At 73.1% G+C, this 15,181-nt stretch carries 14 protein-coding genes and 1 pseudogene; 9 read left to right on the top strand and 6 right to left on the bottom strand.

Translation table 11 applies throughout. The features are described from left to right. Positions 1 to 3: 3 nt before the first annotated feature. Complete coding sequence (locus I601_RS13985; RefSeq protein ID WP_068110876.1) at positions 4 to 1,167, bottom strand: helix-turn-helix transcriptional regulator; 1,164 nt, start codon at positions 1,165 to 1,167, stop codon at positions 4 to 6. Positions 1,168 to 1,373: 206 nt separating this feature from the next. On the opposite strand from I601_RS13985, the gene I601_RS13990 reads away from it, so the two are divergent. Continuing rightward, complete coding sequence (locus I601_RS13990; RefSeq protein WP_068110879.1) at positions 1,374 to 2,777, top strand: FAD-binding oxidoreductase; 1,404 nt, start codon at positions 1,374 to 1,376, stop codon at positions 2,775 to 2,777. On the opposite strand, the gene I601_RS13995 is transcribed toward I601_RS13990, so the two are convergent. From I601_RS13995 to I601_RS21860, 5 genes and pseudogenes are all read right to left on the bottom strand, one after another. Further along, the gene (locus I601_RS13995; protein ID WP_068110882.1) at positions 2,774 to 3,676 is read right to left on the bottom strand and encodes a sucrase ferredoxin; all 903 of its coding nucleotides are present in this window, start codon (positions 3,674 to 3,676) and stop codon (positions 2,774 to 2,776) included. The genes I601_RS13990 and I601_RS13995 overlap by 4 nt on opposite strands. Then, positions 3,673 to 4,920, bottom strand: a complete 1,248-nt coding sequence (locus tag I601_RS14000) for a cupin domain-containing protein (RefSeq protein ID WP_084527619.1) — start codon at positions 4,918 to 4,920, stop codon at positions 3,673 to 3,675. Before I601_RS14000 ends, I601_RS13995 begins: the two co-directional genes overlap by 4 nt. After that, positions 4,920 to 5,138, bottom strand: coding sequence for a hypothetical protein (locus I601_RS14005; RefSeq protein ID WP_068110885.1), 219 nt, complete (start codon positions 5,136 to 5,138; stop codon positions 4,920 to 4,922). Before I601_RS14005 ends, I601_RS14000 begins: the two co-directional genes overlap by 1 nt. A 114-nt stretch (positions 5,139 to 5,252) precedes the next feature. Further along, positions 5,253 to 6,116 (bottom strand): universal stress protein, encoded by an 864-nt coding sequence (locus I601_RS14010; RefSeq protein WP_068110888.1) that lies wholly within the window; start codon positions 6,114 to 6,116, stop codon positions 5,253 to 5,255. A gap of 124 nt (positions 6,117 to 6,240) precedes the next feature. Continuing rightward, positions 6,241 to 7,505: pseudogene (locus I601_RS21860) on the bottom strand (MFS transporter). Between the two features lie 206 nt (positions 7,506 to 7,711). Here I601_RS21860 and I601_RS14020 point away from each other — a divergent pair. From I601_RS14020 to I601_RS14055, 8 genes are all read left to right on the top strand, one after another. Beyond that, complete coding sequence (locus tag I601_RS14020; RefSeq protein ID WP_157520183.1) at positions 7,712 to 9,712, top strand: heme lyase CcmF/NrfE family subunit; 2,001 nt, start codon at positions 7,712 to 7,714, stop codon at positions 9,710 to 9,712. Further along, the gene (locus I601_RS14025; protein ID WP_068110890.1) at positions 9,709 to 10,239 is read left to right on the top strand and encodes a TlpA family protein disulfide reductase; all 531 of its coding nucleotides are present in this window, start codon (positions 9,709 to 9,711) and stop codon (positions 10,237 to 10,239) included. The genes I601_RS14020 and I601_RS14025 overlap by 4 nt, the downstream gene beginning before the upstream one ends. Next, on the top strand, positions 10,197 to 11,099 hold the full coding sequence (locus I601_RS14030) for a cytochrome c-type biogenesis protein CcmH (RefSeq protein ID WP_084527623.1): 903 nt from the start codon (positions 10,197 to 10,199) through the stop codon (positions 11,097 to 11,099). Before I601_RS14025 ends, I601_RS14030 begins: the two co-directional genes overlap by 43 nt. Further along, complete coding sequence (locus I601_RS14035; RefSeq protein WP_068110896.1) at positions 11,096 to 11,521, top strand: hypothetical protein; 426 nt, start codon at positions 11,096 to 11,098, stop codon at positions 11,519 to 11,521. Before I601_RS14030 ends, I601_RS14035 begins: the two co-directional genes overlap by 4 nt. Then, complete coding sequence (locus I601_RS21390; RefSeq protein ID WP_169834707.1) at positions 11,518 to 11,688, top strand: hypothetical protein; 171 nt, start codon at positions 11,518 to 11,520, stop codon at positions 11,686 to 11,688. Before I601_RS14035 ends, I601_RS21390 begins: the two co-directional genes overlap by 4 nt. Continuing rightward, the gene (locus I601_RS14040; RefSeq protein ID WP_084528134.1) at positions 11,685 to 13,163 is read left to right on the top strand and encodes a cbb3-type cytochrome c oxidase subunit I; all 1,479 of its coding nucleotides are present in this window, start codon (positions 11,685 to 11,687) and stop codon (positions 13,161 to 13,163) included. Before I601_RS21390 ends, I601_RS14040 begins: the two co-directional genes overlap by 4 nt. Next, the gene (locus tag I601_RS14045; protein ID WP_068110902.1) at positions 13,160 to 13,855 is read left to right on the top strand and encodes a cbb3-type cytochrome c oxidase subunit II; all 696 of its coding nucleotides are present in this window, start codon (positions 13,160 to 13,162) and stop codon (positions 13,853 to 13,855) included. The genes I601_RS14040 and I601_RS14045 overlap by 4 nt, the downstream gene beginning before the upstream one ends. A 174-nt stretch (positions 13,856 to 14,029) precedes the next feature. After that, positions 14,030 to 15,178, top strand: a complete 1,149-nt coding sequence (locus tag I601_RS14055) for a c-type cytochrome (protein ID WP_084527626.1) — start codon at positions 14,030 to 14,032, stop codon at positions 15,176 to 15,178. The last annotated feature ends 3 nt before the right edge of the window (positions 15,179 to 15,181 follow it).

The following is a 15,181-nucleotide window of genomic DNA, read 5'->3' on the forward strand; positions in this document are numbered from 1 at the left end:
GGATCAGCGACCTTGGTCCCGGGCGGGTCGACGCGCCGCGCCGCTGAACCAGCCCGACGGGCCGAGCTCGGCACCCATCCGCGGCAGGTACTGGTCGAAGTAGACGCGCGAGACCAGCTCGCGACGACTGCGCACGTCGGCCTTCTCGAAGACCGACTTCAGGTGGTCCTGGACGGTGTACGTCGAGACGTGCAGCGCCGTCGCGATCTCCTTCGTGGCCACGCCCTGCAGGACCAGCTGGGTGACGTCGCGCTCGCGCTGCGTGAGGCCGAACGCCGCGACCACCAGGGCGACGATCTCGGGCGGGCGGGCCTCCTCGATGGTCACCACCACGTCCCCGCTGCACGGGGCGAAGGTCGTGAGGGGGGCGGCCTGGAGGACCATCCACATCCCGCTCGCACCCCGCACCCGGCTCCTCGGGGGCATGCTCGTCTCGCCGCGTGCGTAGCGCCGGGCGGAGCCCACGAGCGCGACGATGCTGGTCATCGGATCGCCGGCCGCCTCGCCCTGGCCCAGGTCGGCGACCCGTCGCTCGGCGCCCTGGCTCATCTGCACGACCTGGTCGTCGGTGCCGAAGACCAGCACCGCGGGGCCCTCGGCCCCGGGTGTCGCGGGCGCTGCGACGATGCGGGCCAGCATCCCGGTGCGCACCCCTCGGGCGAAGGGGACCGAGAGCGAGGCCAGGAAGGCGATCTCCGCCGCGGCGAAGGGGGCCGCGTCGGAACCTCGGAAGAGGGCCATCGCCCCCCACGCCTGGGCGCCGTCGCGGAACACCATCCGGGCCTCGTCGTGGAACCCGAAGAGCGGACGCATGAACCGGCTCATCCGCTCGGACTGCTCGATGTCGCCCTCGGTCGCCAGGTGGACCCCGGCCGCGGGTACCTCCGCCGCCGCGATCTCCGAGAACGCGGTCGGCTCGACGGTGCCGTACTCGATCAGCGCGAACTCCCGGTCGTGCTCGTTGACGTCGCGCAGGTCGCCGTACTTCCGGGCGCTGGTGAGCAGCCGGGTGCTGGGGTCCTGGGTGGAGAGGCAGGCGCTGGTCCACGGGACGGCGCGCCCGACGGACTCCACCGTCTCCTCGAGGAACGTGTCCAGGTCCACGCCGGCACGGGCCACGACCTCGACATCGTGGCGCACGCGCTCAGCGGTCAGCCCGGTGGCCATCGGACCAGTGTCCCGGCCCGGCCTGCGCCGCCGCATCCCGCATTTCTGGGGCGAGGCGACCCCCGGGTCGTCCTTGCTGAAGTCCCGGGGGTCCGGGGATGGGCGCGGGCCCCCTGGGGCCGCAGCGTGAAGGGCATGGAGGACGCGGCCGTCCGTCCACCCCCGACGTCCGCTCCTCGAGGAGCGTCAGACCCGAAGGAAGCCCCATGACCGTCCGTGACGCAGCCGCGAGACCGGCTGGCACCACCTCGTCCACCGGGACCGCTGCCCTGCGCGGGCTCTGCGGTGGGCGCGTCCACCTGCCCGGCGATCCGGCGTACGACGTCCACCGGGCCGCCTGGAACCTCGCCGTGCAGCAACGTCCCGCCGCAGTGGCGGTCCCGCACAGCGTCGCGGAGGTCCAGGAAGTCGTCCGCGCGGCAGGGGCGGCGGGGCTGCGGGTGGCTCCGCAGAGCACCGGGCACGGGGCCGGGGCACTGGGGGAGAAGGACCTCGCCGACGTCGTCGTCGTGCGGCTCTCCGAGCTCACGGGCGTCACGGTCGACCCGACGGCACGCACGGCCCGTGTGGTCGGCGGGACCTGGTGGAAGGACGTCGTCGCGGCCACCGCTGCCCACGGGCTCACCGCCCCGCACGGGAGCGCGCCGGACATCGCGGTCGCGGGCTACGCGCTCAACGGGGGGTTGTCGTTCTACGGCCGCCAGCACGGGCTGGCGGTCAACGCGATCCGCGCGGTCGAGGTGGTCCTGGCCGACGGGACGTGCGTGCGCGCCGACGCGGGCGAGCGGCCCGACCTGTTCTGGGCGGTCCGCGGGGGCGGTGCGAATCTCGGCGTGGTGGTCGCCCTCGAGCTCGACCTCCTGCCGTACGCCGACGTGTTCGCCGGGATGCTCCTCTGGGACCGCGAGCAGGCGCCCGAGGTGGTCCCGGCCTGGGTGCGGTGGACCCGCGGGGCCCCCGAGTCGGTGACGACCTCGATGCGCGTCCTCAGCCTGCCGCCGCTCCCGGAGCTGCCTGCGTTCCTCAGCGGTCGCGACCTCGTCGTCATCGACGGGGCGGTCCTGGAGGACGACGCCCGGGCCGACGAGGTGCTGGCGCCGCTGCGGGCGCTCGCTCCCGAGGTGGACACCTTCGCCCGGATACCGGTGACCGGGCTGCTCGACGTCCACATGGACCCGCCGGACCCGGTCCCGTTCGTGTCCGACCACGCCGTGCTCGGTGAGCTCAGCGACGAGGCGGTCGACGTCTTCCTGGAGCAGGTCGGCCCGGGCACCACGACCGGGCTGCTGTTCGCCGAGCTGCGCCACCTCGGTGGTGCGCTGGGGCGCCCGGCGCCGGACGGGGGAGCGCTGTCCCACGTGGACGGCAGCTACGCGATGTACTGCATCGCCGTCGCTCCCTCCCCGGAGGCCCTCGCCGCGGGCGCGGCCGCGACGTCCGGCATCGTGGGGACGCTCGACCGGTGGTCGTTGCCGCAGCGGGTCCCGACGTTCACCGACACCCGCGAGGACACCCGGAGCATGTTCGGGGGGACCGCGTGGGCCCGGCTGGCCCGGCTGCGGGACGAGCACGACCCGACGCGCCTGCTCCTGGCCCACCACGAGGTCTAGGCGGGCGCGGCCCCGTCCCAGGACCCCTCAGGATCGACGGAGACGACGTCCCACTGGAGAGCGCGGGTGGGCCTGGCGGCGCGACAGGTGAGGCGCGCCTCGGCCCGACGGCTGCTGTCCACCACGACCCTGACCTGCGCCGGGACCGGGTCGGTGCCGAGCACGTCGACCGTCCACCGTCCCTCGTCGAGGAGCCCGACCTGGTCGCGCAGCTGGGGCGTGGCAGCGTCGATGGCGACCGGCCCCCAGCGCTCCAGGACCGCACCGAGCGCCACCTGCTCGGCGGGGTGCAGACCCGCGACCCCGCGCAGCCAGGTCGGGTCTACGCGACCGGATAGGTGCGACTCGATCGTGGTGACGGCACCGCCCGGCGACAGCTGGGCGTAGCAGGCGAGGTCGGGGAGCAGCAGGACGTTGGGGGCGAAGCGGTCACCGCCGACGTGGCTGCACTCGTACGTCGCGTCGGGCCACCGCGCGGAGAGGGCCTCCGCGACCGGCCGGCCCTTCACGGCGCAGCACACGTCGTGGACCCCGTGCGTGCAGACCAGGAGCAGGGGAGCGTCGTACGGCTCCCCGGCGTGCTGCTCCAGGCTGAGCAGCAGGTCCTCGGGTCGCTCCCAGATCCCGGTGCGCAGCCCGGCGGGGTCGCAGCGGTACCAGCGCCGCGGCCCGGCCATCCGGTCCGCGGCCCCCTCTCGCCCGTGCCGGCGGATGAAGAGCGTCCGCAGCTGCGGGTGCCCCAGCTCTCGCAGCAGGGCCGTGGGCAGGTCCGCGCCGAACGGCGCGGTGACCGGCCACGGCCCCGGGTGCTCGACCAGCAGCCAGTCCTGCTGCGGGGGCGCCGTCCCGAGCATCGGGTCGCTGCGTGCCGCGGCCTCGTCGGAGCATCGAGAGGTCATCCGGCGACGACCAGCCCCGCCTCGACCAGGCGCCGAGCGGCCTCCTGGCCCAGGTCCCCGGCGGTGACGCGGTCCCCTGCGAGGAGCGCCTCGACCACCGCGTCGGGCACCTGGGCCACGGACACGGTGCCGGCGCGCGAGGCCAGGGTGGCCCCGAGGAGGGTGGCGTCGAGGTGCGAGCGCAGCCGGAGGACGGTCTCCTCGCTCAGGGCCGCAGCGAGCGCGTGCTGGGCGAGCGGGCCCAGGGGCGCGGCGCGCTGGGCGTCCCGGCGGCGGGTGCGCAGGCGCTGTGCGACGTCGTCGGGTCCCACGGAGTCGAGCGCCTCGCGCAGCCGCTTGCCGACCAGGTCGAGGTCGAGCTCGTCGCCGAGCAGGGAGGTGCCCAGCGGCAGCGACCCCCGTGCCTCCTCGTCGTCGGTGAGTCGTTGCAGCGCCAGGGCCACCAGCTCCTCCGCGACGGCGTACCGGGTCCAGCTGTGGACGCCGAGCGTCAGGTGGACGGTGACGCCGCCCAGGGCGGTGGCCGAGTGCAGCCAGCCGCGCGGGAGGTACAGCGCGTCGCCCGGCTCGAGGACGGTCTCGAGCACCGGCTCCTGCTCCGCGGCCAGCCGGACCGCGTCGCGGCGGTCGGTCCACGGCTGGTCGCGCAGCGGGGAGGCCAGGACCGGCGCGTGGATCGACCACCTCTTGCGGCCCGCGACCTGCAGCACGAAGACGTCGTGGACGTCGTAGTGGTCGTCGAAGCCCTGGTTCTGCGGTGGGGTGACGTAGGCGTTGGCCTGCACCGGGTGGCCGAGGTCGGCGGCCAGCTGCTGGCAGAAGTCGATGACCGGGGGCCACACGCGGTGCAGTCCCTGCAGCACGATCGTGGAGCCCGCGGCGAAGAGGGCGCTCAGCTTGTCGTCGCTGACCTGGTCGGCGACCCCGGCGCCCACCCCTCCCGGTGCCGTGAAGGCGCGGTGGGGGAGCGTCGAACCCGCCTGGGCGACGCGCACGAAGGGGGTGCGCAGCCCGCGCTCGGCCACCAGCTCGTCGACGGCGCCCTCACTGAGGAGGTCGGCGAAGGCCCCGGGATCGGCGGCTCGGCACAGCACCGGCTCGCGACCCCACGAGCTCTCGGCGAAGTTGCCGGCATCCCCGACCAGGCGGGCCAGTGCCGACCGTGCCGGGGCCGACCGGGCGGAGGCGGCACGGACGGCGGACCCCGGACCCCGGGGTCCGCCGTCCTGCGGATCGTGCGGCATCAGGCGGAGCTGTCTGCTCCACCGTCGGCGCCCCCGTCGGAGGCCTCCTCGGCCCCGCCGTCGGCGCCACCGTCCTGGACGCCGGGCGTGCCCTCGGCGCCGCCGTCCGCGGGACCCTCGGCGCCCGAGTCGGCACCTCCGTCGGCACCGCCGTCGTGCACGCCCGGGGTGCCCTCGGCGCCGCCGTCGGCCGGGCCCTCGGTCTCAGACTGGCTCATGTCGTCTCCCTTGCACATCAGGGCCCTGCGGCCCGATCAGGCGGCGCCGGTCGACACCGTCAGTACGTGTATAGCCACGTGCGTCGAGGCTGCCCACACCCGGAGGGCGGGAGGTCACCGCTGGGCCCGGCTGCGCACGACCGCGATGGGGCAGCCCGTCAGGTGCAGCATCTTGTGGGTCACCGAGCCGACCGCGAGCCCGTGGAAGCCGCCGCGGCCGCGCGAGCCCACTACCAGGAGGTCGGAGCGGTGGGAGGCGTCGGCGAGGGTGTGCAGCGGCGCCAGCCGGTGCACGTCCAGCCGCACGTCGACGGTGGGGTGCTCTTCGCGGAAGGGGGCGACCTGCTCCTCGACCTCCTGGCGACGTCGCGCGACCTCGTCGTCGTCCGGCGGCAACGGGCGCAACAGGTGGGTGGGCCAGCCCTGGGGCAGGCCGAGAGCGCTGATGACCACCACCTGGGCCCCGCGCAGCTCAGCCTCCTCGAAGGCGTGGGCCAACGCAGCGGTGGAGTCCGGCGAGCCGTCGGTGCCGACGGAGATGCGGTGGTGGCCGGCCGTGACGTGGCAGACCACCACGACAGGACAGTGGGCGTGACCGACGACCTGGAGCACCGTGGAGCCCAGCAGGAGGTTGCCGATGTCCTCGCCCTTGGCGCCGAGCGCGATCACCTGCGCGTCCTCGGACTCATCGATCATGGCGGCGGCCGGGGACCGCATCGGCAGGTCCGTCGAGATGTGGAGATCGGGGTGAGCCAGCTGCACCATCGACAGGGCTTCGGCCATGATCTCGTGGCCCCGGGCCGTCGCCTCCTCCAGGCGCCCCGGTGGGAACAGCGGTATGTCGAACTCGTAGCGCGGCAGCGTGTGCACGATGCGGAGGGAAGACCCCCGCAAGGTCGCCTCCTGCGCGGCCCACAGGAGCGCTCGGAGGCTTCGGCCGGAGCCGTCCACACCGACGACGACGACGGGATCAGGCATGAGCACTCCTCGGTCTCGACGGGCCGGCGATCGTGGACGCGGCGCATCCGTGCCCCGACCGACCCTGACCTCCAGTCAAGAGGGGACGGGCGGGCCGGGGTAGGGCCCAACGACCCTGGGGTGATCAGCCGGCCGCGGTCCTGGCGACTGATGGGTCGTCCGTGTCGGGGAGCGTCTCGGGGGCTCGCAGCCAGGGGAGCAGGGCCAGCAGGCTGACCAGGGCGGTGGCCACGAACGCCCACCCGAAGCCCGCCTGGTCGGCGATCACGCCGACCAGGATGGGCCCGACGATGGCCCCGGAGTCCTGGGCCATCTGGAACGCGGCGAGCACGCTGCCGCCGCCCCGCTCGGAGCCGACCACGTCGGCGACCGTGGCCTGCTGGCCGGGGTTGACGAGCCCCGCGCCCAGACCGGACACCGCGGAGAGCACGAGCAGGATCCACAGGTCGCCGGCCAGACCGAGGAGGCCGAACCCCAGCGCGGTCACGGCCAGGCCGACGACCACGAGCGGCCGGCGGCCGACCGAGTCGGCCAGCCGCCCCGCGACCTGGAGGGTGGCAGCGGTGCCGCCGGCCGCGACGGCCAGGGCCACGCCCGCGACCCAGGGCCGGTCGAGGACGGTGAGCGCGAACTGCGGCAGCACCGCCACCCGGACCCCGAAGTTGCACCAGCCGTTGGCGAAGCCCGAGGCCAGCGCCGCCCGGTAGGCGGGGTGGGCCAGGGCCTCGCGCACCAGCATCGGCGGCTGCTGGGGCCGGTCGTCCGTCGGCCGCAACCGGGCCCCGCTGAGCCGGGTGGCGACCACGAGCGTGGCCAGCACGAGCGCGGCGGCGTACACGACGAACGGCAGCCGCAGCCCGAAGGAGGCCAGCAGCCCACCCAGCACCGGGCCGAGCATGCCGCCGACGAGGAAGGCGCTGGCGTACGCCGACGACACCCGCCCCGGATGCTGGGCGGGGCCAGCCGCACCAGCAGCGCCATCGCCGAGACCGTGAACATCGTGGACCCGAGTCCACCCAGCCCGCGGAAGACCAGCAGCTGCCAGTAGGACTGCGCGAAGGCGGTCGCCAGCGAGGAGGCGGCCACCACCAGCAGGCCGGTGAGGTAGACCGGGCGCTCGCCCAGCCTGGCGACGAGGGCGCCGCCGGCGGGGGCGAAGACCAGCCGGAAGAAGGCGAACGCCGAGACCACGACCGACGCCGCCGCGACACCCACATCGAAGGTGCGGGCGTACGCCGGCAGCACCGGGGCGATCAGCCCGAAGCCGATCGCGATCACGAAGGCCGCGCCGATCAGCACCCAGATCTCGCTGGGAATGGGAGGCCGCGGGCCGCCACGGTCGTGCCGGCGTCTCGTCGTCCTCGTGCGCCGCGCGCCGGGGTGCTTCACACGGCGACCCTACGCATCCTCCGACGCGGCCACGCAGGCGCCGGCCGGCCGATCCCCCGGGCGGGTTTCGGCCAGGGCGGGGTGAACTCTTGAAATATCTGGAATAACGGAGGTAAGTTGCGCGCGCTCGTGTGCACCAGCCGGTTCGACGAACGCCGTGGAAGCTCATTAGGGGGTCTCGGAACGTGATCAGCACGCTCGGTCCCATGTTCCTGGCAGCCGGCTTCGGGATGAGCCTGGTGGCCACCGGGCTCTGGGCGGCCTCGTCGCGCCGCCCGCACCTGAGGGCCGCGGCGCGCCTGCTGACCTGGGCCTCCCTCGTCGCCTCCGTCGGGGTCGTGGTGCTCATGGAGTGGGCGCTGGTGACCCACGACTTCAGCGTCCGGTACGTCGCCGAGAACAGCGCCCTCGAGGTCCCGACCTACTACCGGGTGATCAGCCTCTGGGCCGCTCTCGAGGGATCGCTGTTCCTCTGGCTCCTCGTGCTCGCCGTCTTCGCCGTGGTCATGATGTACCGCGTCCCGGCGAGAGCCCGGGACCTGCACCCCGCCGCGATGGCGACGTTGATGTCGGTCGCCGTCTTCTTCTTCGGGCTCGCCCTGGTCGCGGAGAACGCCTTCGCCCGGATGTCGCCGGTCCCGGAGAACGGGCCCGGTCCGAACCCGCTGCTGCAGGACCACCCGCTCATGGGGATCCACCCACCGCTGCTCTACGTGGGCTACGTCGGGCTCACGGTGCCCTTCGCCTACGCGGTGGCGGCGCTCGTGACCGGGGAGACCGGACGCGAGTGGCTCGCCGCGACCCGGGTCTGGCTGCTGCTCGCGTGGGCCTCGCTCACCGCGGGCATCCTGCTCGGCGCGTGGTGGTCCTACGAGGTGCTCGGCTGGGGAGGCTACTGGGCGTGGGACCCGGTCGAGAACGCGTCGATCCTGCCCTGGTTCACCGCCACGGCGCTGATCCACTCGGTGATGGTGCAGCAGCGCCGCTCGATCCTGCGCGCCTGGAACCTCAGCCTGGCCGCGTCGACGTTCCTCCTGGTGCTCATCGGCACCTTCATCACCCGCAGCGGGGTCATCGCCAGCGTCCACGCCTTCACCCAGTCGCCCCTCGGCCCGGTGCTCCTCGGATACATCGTGTTCGTCCTGCTGGCCATGACCGGCCTCTTCGTGTGGCGCGCGAACAGGCTCGGCGCCGTGGAGCGGATCGAGAGCATGGCCTCTCGCGAGGCCGGCTTCCTGGTCAACAACGTGCTCTTCGTGGCCCTGGCGGTGACCGTCCTCTTCGGGACGACCTTCCCGTTGCTCGTCGAGGCCCTGAACGGCGATCGGGTGAGCGTGGGGGCGCCGTACTTCAACCGCATGGCGGTCCCGCTCGCGCTGCTCCTCGTGCTGCTCATGGGCGTGGGGCCGATGCTGCCCTGGGGACGCGACGCCGAGACCGCGGACTTCAGCCGGCTGCGGCTGCCTCTCGTGATCGGCCTGGGAGTGGTGGCGGGCCTGGGCCTGTCGGGGCTTCCGCACCCGCTCACGCTGGTGACGTTCGGGGTGGCCGCCTTCGCGCTCTCCGCCGTCGTGGCCGAGCTCGCCCGCGGGGTGCGCGCAGCGAAGCGGGACACCGACGCCTGGCTGGGTGCCGCCGGCCGCGCGGTCACCGGCAACAGGCGCCGGTACGGCGGCCTGCTCACCCACGCCGGGGTGGTCGTCGTGGCGGTGGCGATCGCTGGCTCGTCGTCCTACTCCGTGTCGGAGGAACGCTCCCTCGACGTCGGAGAGAGCGTGGAGGTCGGGGGGTACACGGTGACGCTGGCCGGTGTGGACCGGGAACGCACCTCGCGCTTCATGCAGGTCGCCGCGCGGACCGAGCTCACCCGGGACGGCGCGGACCTCGGCACCTGGGAGCCGATGCTGCGGTTCTACCCGACGATGAGCGAGGCGATCGGTCGGCCCTCGGTCCGCACCGGTGTCACCGAGGACGTCTACCTCACCGTGTCCGCTGTCTCGGCGGACGCCTCGGGCGCCGTCGTGCGGGCCACGGTGACCCCGATGGTGCTCTGGCTCTGGGTCGGCGGTGGCGTCATGGTCGGCGGGGCCCTCCTGGCGATGTGGCCGGGCCGCCGGCGGGCAGGGCGGAACGGTGCCCCGGTCCCTCTCGCGTCCACCGACTCCGGAGGCCTGCCCGACCACTCCTGGGCGGGTGAGGTCCGATGAGGCGCTGGCTGGTGCTGGCGGCCGCCGTGCTCGGCATCGCGGCCGTGGTGTCGGTCCTGTCCGACGGATTCGGCCGTGACCCGTCGGTGGTCCCGTCGAACTTCGTCGCCCAACCCGCTCCCGACCTCGCTGGCCCCACCCTCGACGGCGGCACGTACGACCTCGACGAGCACCGCACCGAGGTGGTGCTGGTCAACGTCTGGGCGTCCTGGTGCGCGCCCTGCAGGGCGGAGCACCCCGTGCTCGCCGCGGCCGCCGAGGGCCTGGGGTCGCGCGGGCTCACCGTCGTGGGGATCAACACCCAGGACACCCCGGAGAAGGCTCGCGCGTTCCTGCGCGAGATGGGCGGCGAGGCCTACCCGAGCGTCCTGGACCGCGACGGGCGCCACGCCGTCGACTGGGGGACGTTCGGCGTCCCCGAGACCTTCGTCATCGACGAGACCGGCACCGTGCGTGCCCGCCAGGTGGGGGAGGTGACCCCCGCATGGATCGAGCAGCACGTCGTCCCCCTGCTCGACGAGCACTGACCGCAGCCGCGGTGGTGGGTGTCCTCGTCGCGCTGGCCGTCGCCGGCCTGGTCCGGTCCGCAGGCACGGACGGCCCGGTCAGCGACGCCGAGCGTGCCCAGGCTGTCGCAGCCTCGCTGCGCTGCCCCACCTGCCAGGGACTGTCGGTCGCAGACTCCGGCTCCCCCCTTGCCCGGAGCATGCGCGACATCATCGACGAGCAGGTGGCCGCGGGGGAGAGCAACGAGGAGATCACGCAGTACTTCGTCGACCGCTACAGCGGCTGGGTGCTGCTCGCCCCTCGCGCCGGCGGGATCGGCTGGGTCGTCTGGGCCGTCCCGGGGGCGGCGGTCCTGGTCGGTCTGCTCGTCGTGACCTCACTCGTCCGCCGGCGGCGCGACCGCGTCCCCCAGACGCTGCGGTGGGTGGGCGTGGGCGGGCTGCTCGCGGCCTCGCTGGCGGTGCTCGTCGCGACCAACCTCGACGGACGGGGTGAGGGCGAGCTGGCCACGGGCAACGTCGCGCCGCTCGGCACCCAGACAGCCGTGCAGGACGACGCGGACCAGAGCGGCGGCGTGGAGGCCGCTGACATCGAGGGGCTGCGGGCAACCGTCGACGCGGACCCCGACGACGTCCGGGCTCGACTGGCACTGGCCTCGGCCGCGCTCCAGGCCGGCCGGCTGGACGTCACCCGTGAGCAGGCCGAGGCAGCATTGGACCGCGAGCCTCGCAACGTCGACGCGCTGATGCTGCGGGGACTCGGTGCCAGGTCCGCCGACGACGCCGGCGCGACCAGGGCGCTTCGGTCCTTCCTCCGACTGGCTCCCGCCGACCACCCCGGCGTCCCGCTGGTGCACCGACTGCTGGAGGAGGGGTCGTGAGCCGGCGCAGGCTCGTCGCCAGCAGCGCGGCCGCGGCGCTGGCGGTCGTCGTGGGCGCCTGCACCCCCTCCGAGTCGGCCATCAGCAGTGCCGGCCCGCCGGCCTCCGAGGCACGGATCGGGCTCGTCGAGTGGGGCTTCACGTCCTCCGCGGAGGCCCTCGTCGCAGGACCGGTCGTGCTGGAGGTGACCAACGCGGGTTCCACGCCCCACGACATGCAGGTGCTCGTGGGGGACCAGGTGCTGGCGGCGACCGCGGTGCTGAAGCCCGGCGAGTCCCAGACGTTGCGTGCGGACCTGACGGGCGCGCAGGGGGCGGCGCTCCTGCTCTGCACGCTGCCAGGACACCGGTCGCAGGGCATGGCCGACGAGATCGACGTTCTCGATGAGACGCCCCCCACAGGAGAAGGAAGCTCGGGATGACGACAGAGGCAGACGAGACCCGACCCGGCCCCCCGGGCCCACGGGCGAGGACCGAGGCGAGCGAGGACCAGTACCCGTGGCCACCGTCGGCGACCACCGTGTGGCTCTTCCTCGTCCTGGTCTTCATGCTCGGCGGACCCGCGACCTGGTGGGCGGTGACCCGATGACGACCGCTCCACGCGAGATCGACGAGACAGCGGAGAAGCGGGTCGCCGCGCACGAGCCGGTGACCGGCATCGACCTGCCGCCCGAGGCTTCGGAGCATGCGCCGATCCACCACGACCTGGTGCGCGCACACACCGTCACCGGCCTGGTCGGGCTGCTGTTCGCCGCGACCTTCGGGCTCATCGTGGCGACGAAGTTCTCGGCTCCGGAGTTCCTGGGAGACACCGAGGTGGGCAGCTGGGGGCGGATGCGCTTCGCCCACGTGCAGGGCATCCTCTACGCCTGGTTGATGAACGGGTTCCTCGCCTTCGCCTACTACGCGGTGCCGACCCTGTCCGGGCGCCCGGTCCGCAGCCGCACCCTGGGCTGGGTGATCTTCTACGTCTGGAACATCGGCATCGTCGCCCTCGGCTGGACCTTCGTGCTCCTCGGCTACAGCCAGTCGGTCGAGTGGGGCGAGTTCCCGGTGGTCGTCGACGTGGTCACGGTGCTCGCTTTCCTCGCCGTCGGCGTGCAGTTCCTCCACCCCTACCTCCGCAAGCCGCGGGGTCGCCTCTACGTGTCGAGCTGGTACACGACGCTGGCGCTGACCTTCACCCCGGCGGCCTTCGTCATCGGCCAGTTCTTCCCCGAGTACCTCACCCCCGGAGCCATGGGCGCGGTGATCTCGGGGCTGTGGATCCACGATGCGGTGGGGCTCCTGGTCACCCCGCTGACCCTGGCCATCGCCTACTACGTCATCCCGGCGACGACCGGTCGGCCGATCTTCAGCCACTTCATGTCCATGGTGGGGTTCTGGAGCCTCGTGTTCTTCTACCCCCTCAACGGCATCCACCACTACGTCTACTCCCCGATCCCGATGGGCGCCCAGAAGGTCGCCATCATGGCGTCGGTCTTCATGGGGATCGGGGTGGTGGTCGTGGTCACGAACCTGCTGGCCAGCCTCCGCGGCAACGGCTACCTGGCCTTCTGGGACGTCCCGCTGCGGTTCGTCTGGACCGGCATCGTCTTCTACCTGCTGGTCTCGCTGCAGGGCGCCTTCCAGGCCTCGATGCGGGTCCAGGAGCAGATCCACTTCAGCGACTGGGTGATCGCCCACTCGCACCTGGCCATGGCCGGGTTCGCGAGCTTCATCATCATCGGGGGCCTCCTGCACGCGTGGCCGAACGTGAGTGGTCGCACCGTCAACCGCCGGGTGGCCAACCTGGCGTACTGGGTGGCCACCATCGGTCTGGTCACGATGGTCGTGTACCTGACGATCGTCGGGCTGCAGCAGGCCGACGCCTGGACGAGCGGGGCGCCCTGGATCGAGAGCGTCGTGGTGTCGGAGACCGGCTGGTTGGTGCGCTCGCTGAGCGGCACCGCACTGTTCGCGGCCTTCGTGCTGCTGATCGTGTCGCTCTACAAGACCCCTGTCGACGGACCGGGGCAGCCCGGTCGCGGCGTCGACCGAGAAGACGCAGGAGCAAGCCGATGAACCACGAGCACGACGGCCCCGATCCCGCGGCCCCGGAGGTCGGGGCGAAGGCGGTCGATCCCGGGAGCGACCACGACCCGCGCTGGGTCCGCTTCCTCGAGCGGGGCGAGACGATCATGCTCCTGGGCGGGGTCGGCTCCCTGGTGTTCTCATTCGTGGCCCTCGGGGTGCTGCCCCTGATCAGCCTGCGCGGCGAGGTCACCCGGAGCACACCCGAGGAGTTCACCGCGATGACGGCGCAGGAGGAGCAGGGCTTCACGGTCTACAAGCGCGAGGGCTGCGCCTACTGCCACACCACGTTCGTCCGGGACACCCCCTCCGACGTACGCCGCTTCGGCCCGCCGGCGGAGGCATGGGAGTACCAGGACCAGTACCCCCAGCAGTGGGGCACCCGCCGGATCGGGCCGGACCTGTCGCGCGAGTCCGGAGCCCGCTCGGACGGCTGGCACTACGCGCACCTCTACGACCCGCGCAGCACCGTGCCGCAGTCGATCATGCCGGGCTACCCGTGGATGTTCTCCGAGGCCGTCGACGGCACGATCGTCCCTGACGAGGACGCCGAGGCGCTCGTGGCCTACCTGAACTACCTGGGGCGCGACATCTCGGAGTCGGGCCCCCAGACCGAGCGCGGCCGGAACGCCATGAACGGCCACGCGGGCACGAGCCACGGAGGGACGGACGAACATGAGTGACTCGGTGTTGACCGTCCTGTTCTGGGTAGGTGTAGTGATGTTGAGCGCCTTCATCGTGGCCGGCCTCGCCAGCCCCAGGGTGCGGGCGGTCCTCCAACGTCCCGCCGACGACATGGTCCGCCGGGACCGGGAGCGGTGGGGCGGACGACGGGCCGAGGACGAAGGAGACCAGGAATGAGGACGAGCATCGCCACAGGTGTGCTGGCCGTCCTCCTGGCGGCCGGCGCGGCGACCGGCGTGTACTACCTGCTCGACCAGCGGGGGAGCGACGACATCAGCGCCGCCGACGTGAGCACCGACGAGGGTCAGGCGGCCCCGGCGGCCTTCGACGAGGCCTGGGCTCCCGAGCCGGAGGCCTACGCCGCACTCACCCAGCACGGCGCTGAGGTCTACGCCGCCAACTGCTTCGCCTGCCACGGCGGCGTCGGCAACGGCGAGGGTCCGTGGGCGCCGACGTTGTCGACGCCCGCCCGCGACTTCACCGACACCTCCTGGATGCAGACCCAGTCCGACGGCGTCTTCTTCACCTCGATCCTGCGTGGTGTCCCCGGCACCCCGATGCCCGCCTTCGCCGGTCGGCTCTCCGAGAAGGACATGTGGGCGGTCACCGCCTACATCCGCGGCTTCTCGCCGAAGGTGGCGCTGGACCAGCCGCAGGTCGACGAGGTGCTGCGCAGCCAGGGCAAGGAGGTCTTCGCCGCCCAGTGCGCCGGCTGCCACGGCGAGTTCGGCGCCGGAGACGGTCAGGCAGCCAAGTCCTTCGGCACCCAGCCGCGTGCCCTCGCGGACGGGGACTGGTTGTCGGGCAAGGGGGACCAGCAGCTGCACGACGTCATCGTCGAGGGCATCCCCGGCACGTCGATGCCCTCCTTCTACGACGAGCTCGATGCCCGGGAGGTCGACTCCGTGGTCGCCTACCTGCGCGAGCTCGCCGACGTCGAGCAGCGTCCCAACCCGCTCAGCGGCTGGGCCCAGGAGAGCTACCGCGCCTACTGCGCCTCCTGCCACGGTGTCGATGGCGACGGCCGCGGCGTGGCCGCCGCACGCCTCGAGCCGGCACCGCAGTCGTTCCGCAACCCCACGTGGATGGCGGGACAGACCGACGAGAAGCTCGCGAAGGCCGTGCGCCTGGGGCGAGCGGGGACCGCGATGCCGGCCTTCCGGGCGCTGCTGAGCGACGCCGAGATCGAGCGGCTCGTCGAGTACGTCCGCGCCTTCGCCGGACCCGAGGCCATCCCCGGCGCCGCGTCCGCCTACCGCTACGACCCGGCCACGGTGCCGGGAGCACGATCCAAGCAGCCTGCGCGATCTTCTGAGAGGTGATGA

Origin of the sequence: Nocardioides dokdonensis FR1436 (assembly GCF_001653335.1) — a bacterium.
GTDB classification, from domain to species: Bacteria; Actinomycetota; Actinomycetes; order Propionibacteriales; family Nocardioidaceae; genus Nocardioides; species Nocardioides dokdonensis.

Coding starts and splice junctions, on each gene's coding strand:
- I601_RS14000 (WP_084527619.1), bottom strand. CDS start 4,920: ATGCCGCACGATCCGCAGGACGGCGGACCCCGGGGTCCGGGGTCCGCC.
- I601_RS14025 (WP_068110890.1), top strand. CDS start 9,709: ATGAGGCGCTGGCTGGTGCTGGCGGCCGCCGTGCTCGGCATCGCGGCC.
- I601_RS14045 (WP_068110902.1), top strand. CDS start 13,160: ATGAACCACGAGCACGACGGCCCCGATCCCGCGGCCCCGGAGGTCGGG.
- I601_RS21390 (WP_169834707.1), top strand. CDS start 11,518: ATGACGACAGAGGCAGACGAGACCCGACCCGGCCCCCCGGGCCCACGG.
- I601_RS14020 (WP_157520183.1), top strand. CDS start 7,712: ATGTTCCTGGCAGCCGGCTTCGGGATGAGCCTGGTGGCCACCGGGCTC.
- I601_RS14030 (WP_084527623.1), top strand. CDS start 10,197: ATGGATCGAGCAGCACGTCGTCCCCCTGCTCGACGAGCACTGACCGCA.
- I601_RS13990 (WP_068110879.1), top strand. CDS start 1,374: ATGACCGTCCGTGACGCAGCCGCGAGACCGGCTGGCACCACCTCGTCC.
- I601_RS14005 (WP_068110885.1), bottom strand. CDS start 5,138: ATGAGCCAGTCTGAGACCGAGGGCCCGGCCGACGGCGGCGCCGAGGGC.
- I601_RS14040 (WP_084528134.1), top strand. CDS start 11,685: ATGACGACCGCTCCACGCGAGATCGACGAGACAGCGGAGAAGCGGGTC.
- I601_RS13995 (WP_068110882.1), bottom strand. CDS start 3,676: ATGACCTCTCGATGCTCCGACGAGGCCGCGGCACGCAGCGACCCGATG.
- I601_RS14010 (WP_068110888.1), bottom strand. CDS start 6,116: ATGCCTGATCCCGTCGTCGTCGTCGGTGTGGACGGCTCCGGCCGAAGC.
- I601_RS13985 (WP_068110876.1), bottom strand. CDS start 1,167: ATGGCCACCGGGCTGACCGCTGAGCGCGTGCGCCACGATGTCGAGGTC.
- I601_RS14055 (WP_084527626.1), top strand. CDS start 14,030: ATGAGGACGAGCATCGCCACAGGTGTGCTGGCCGTCCTCCTGGCGGCC.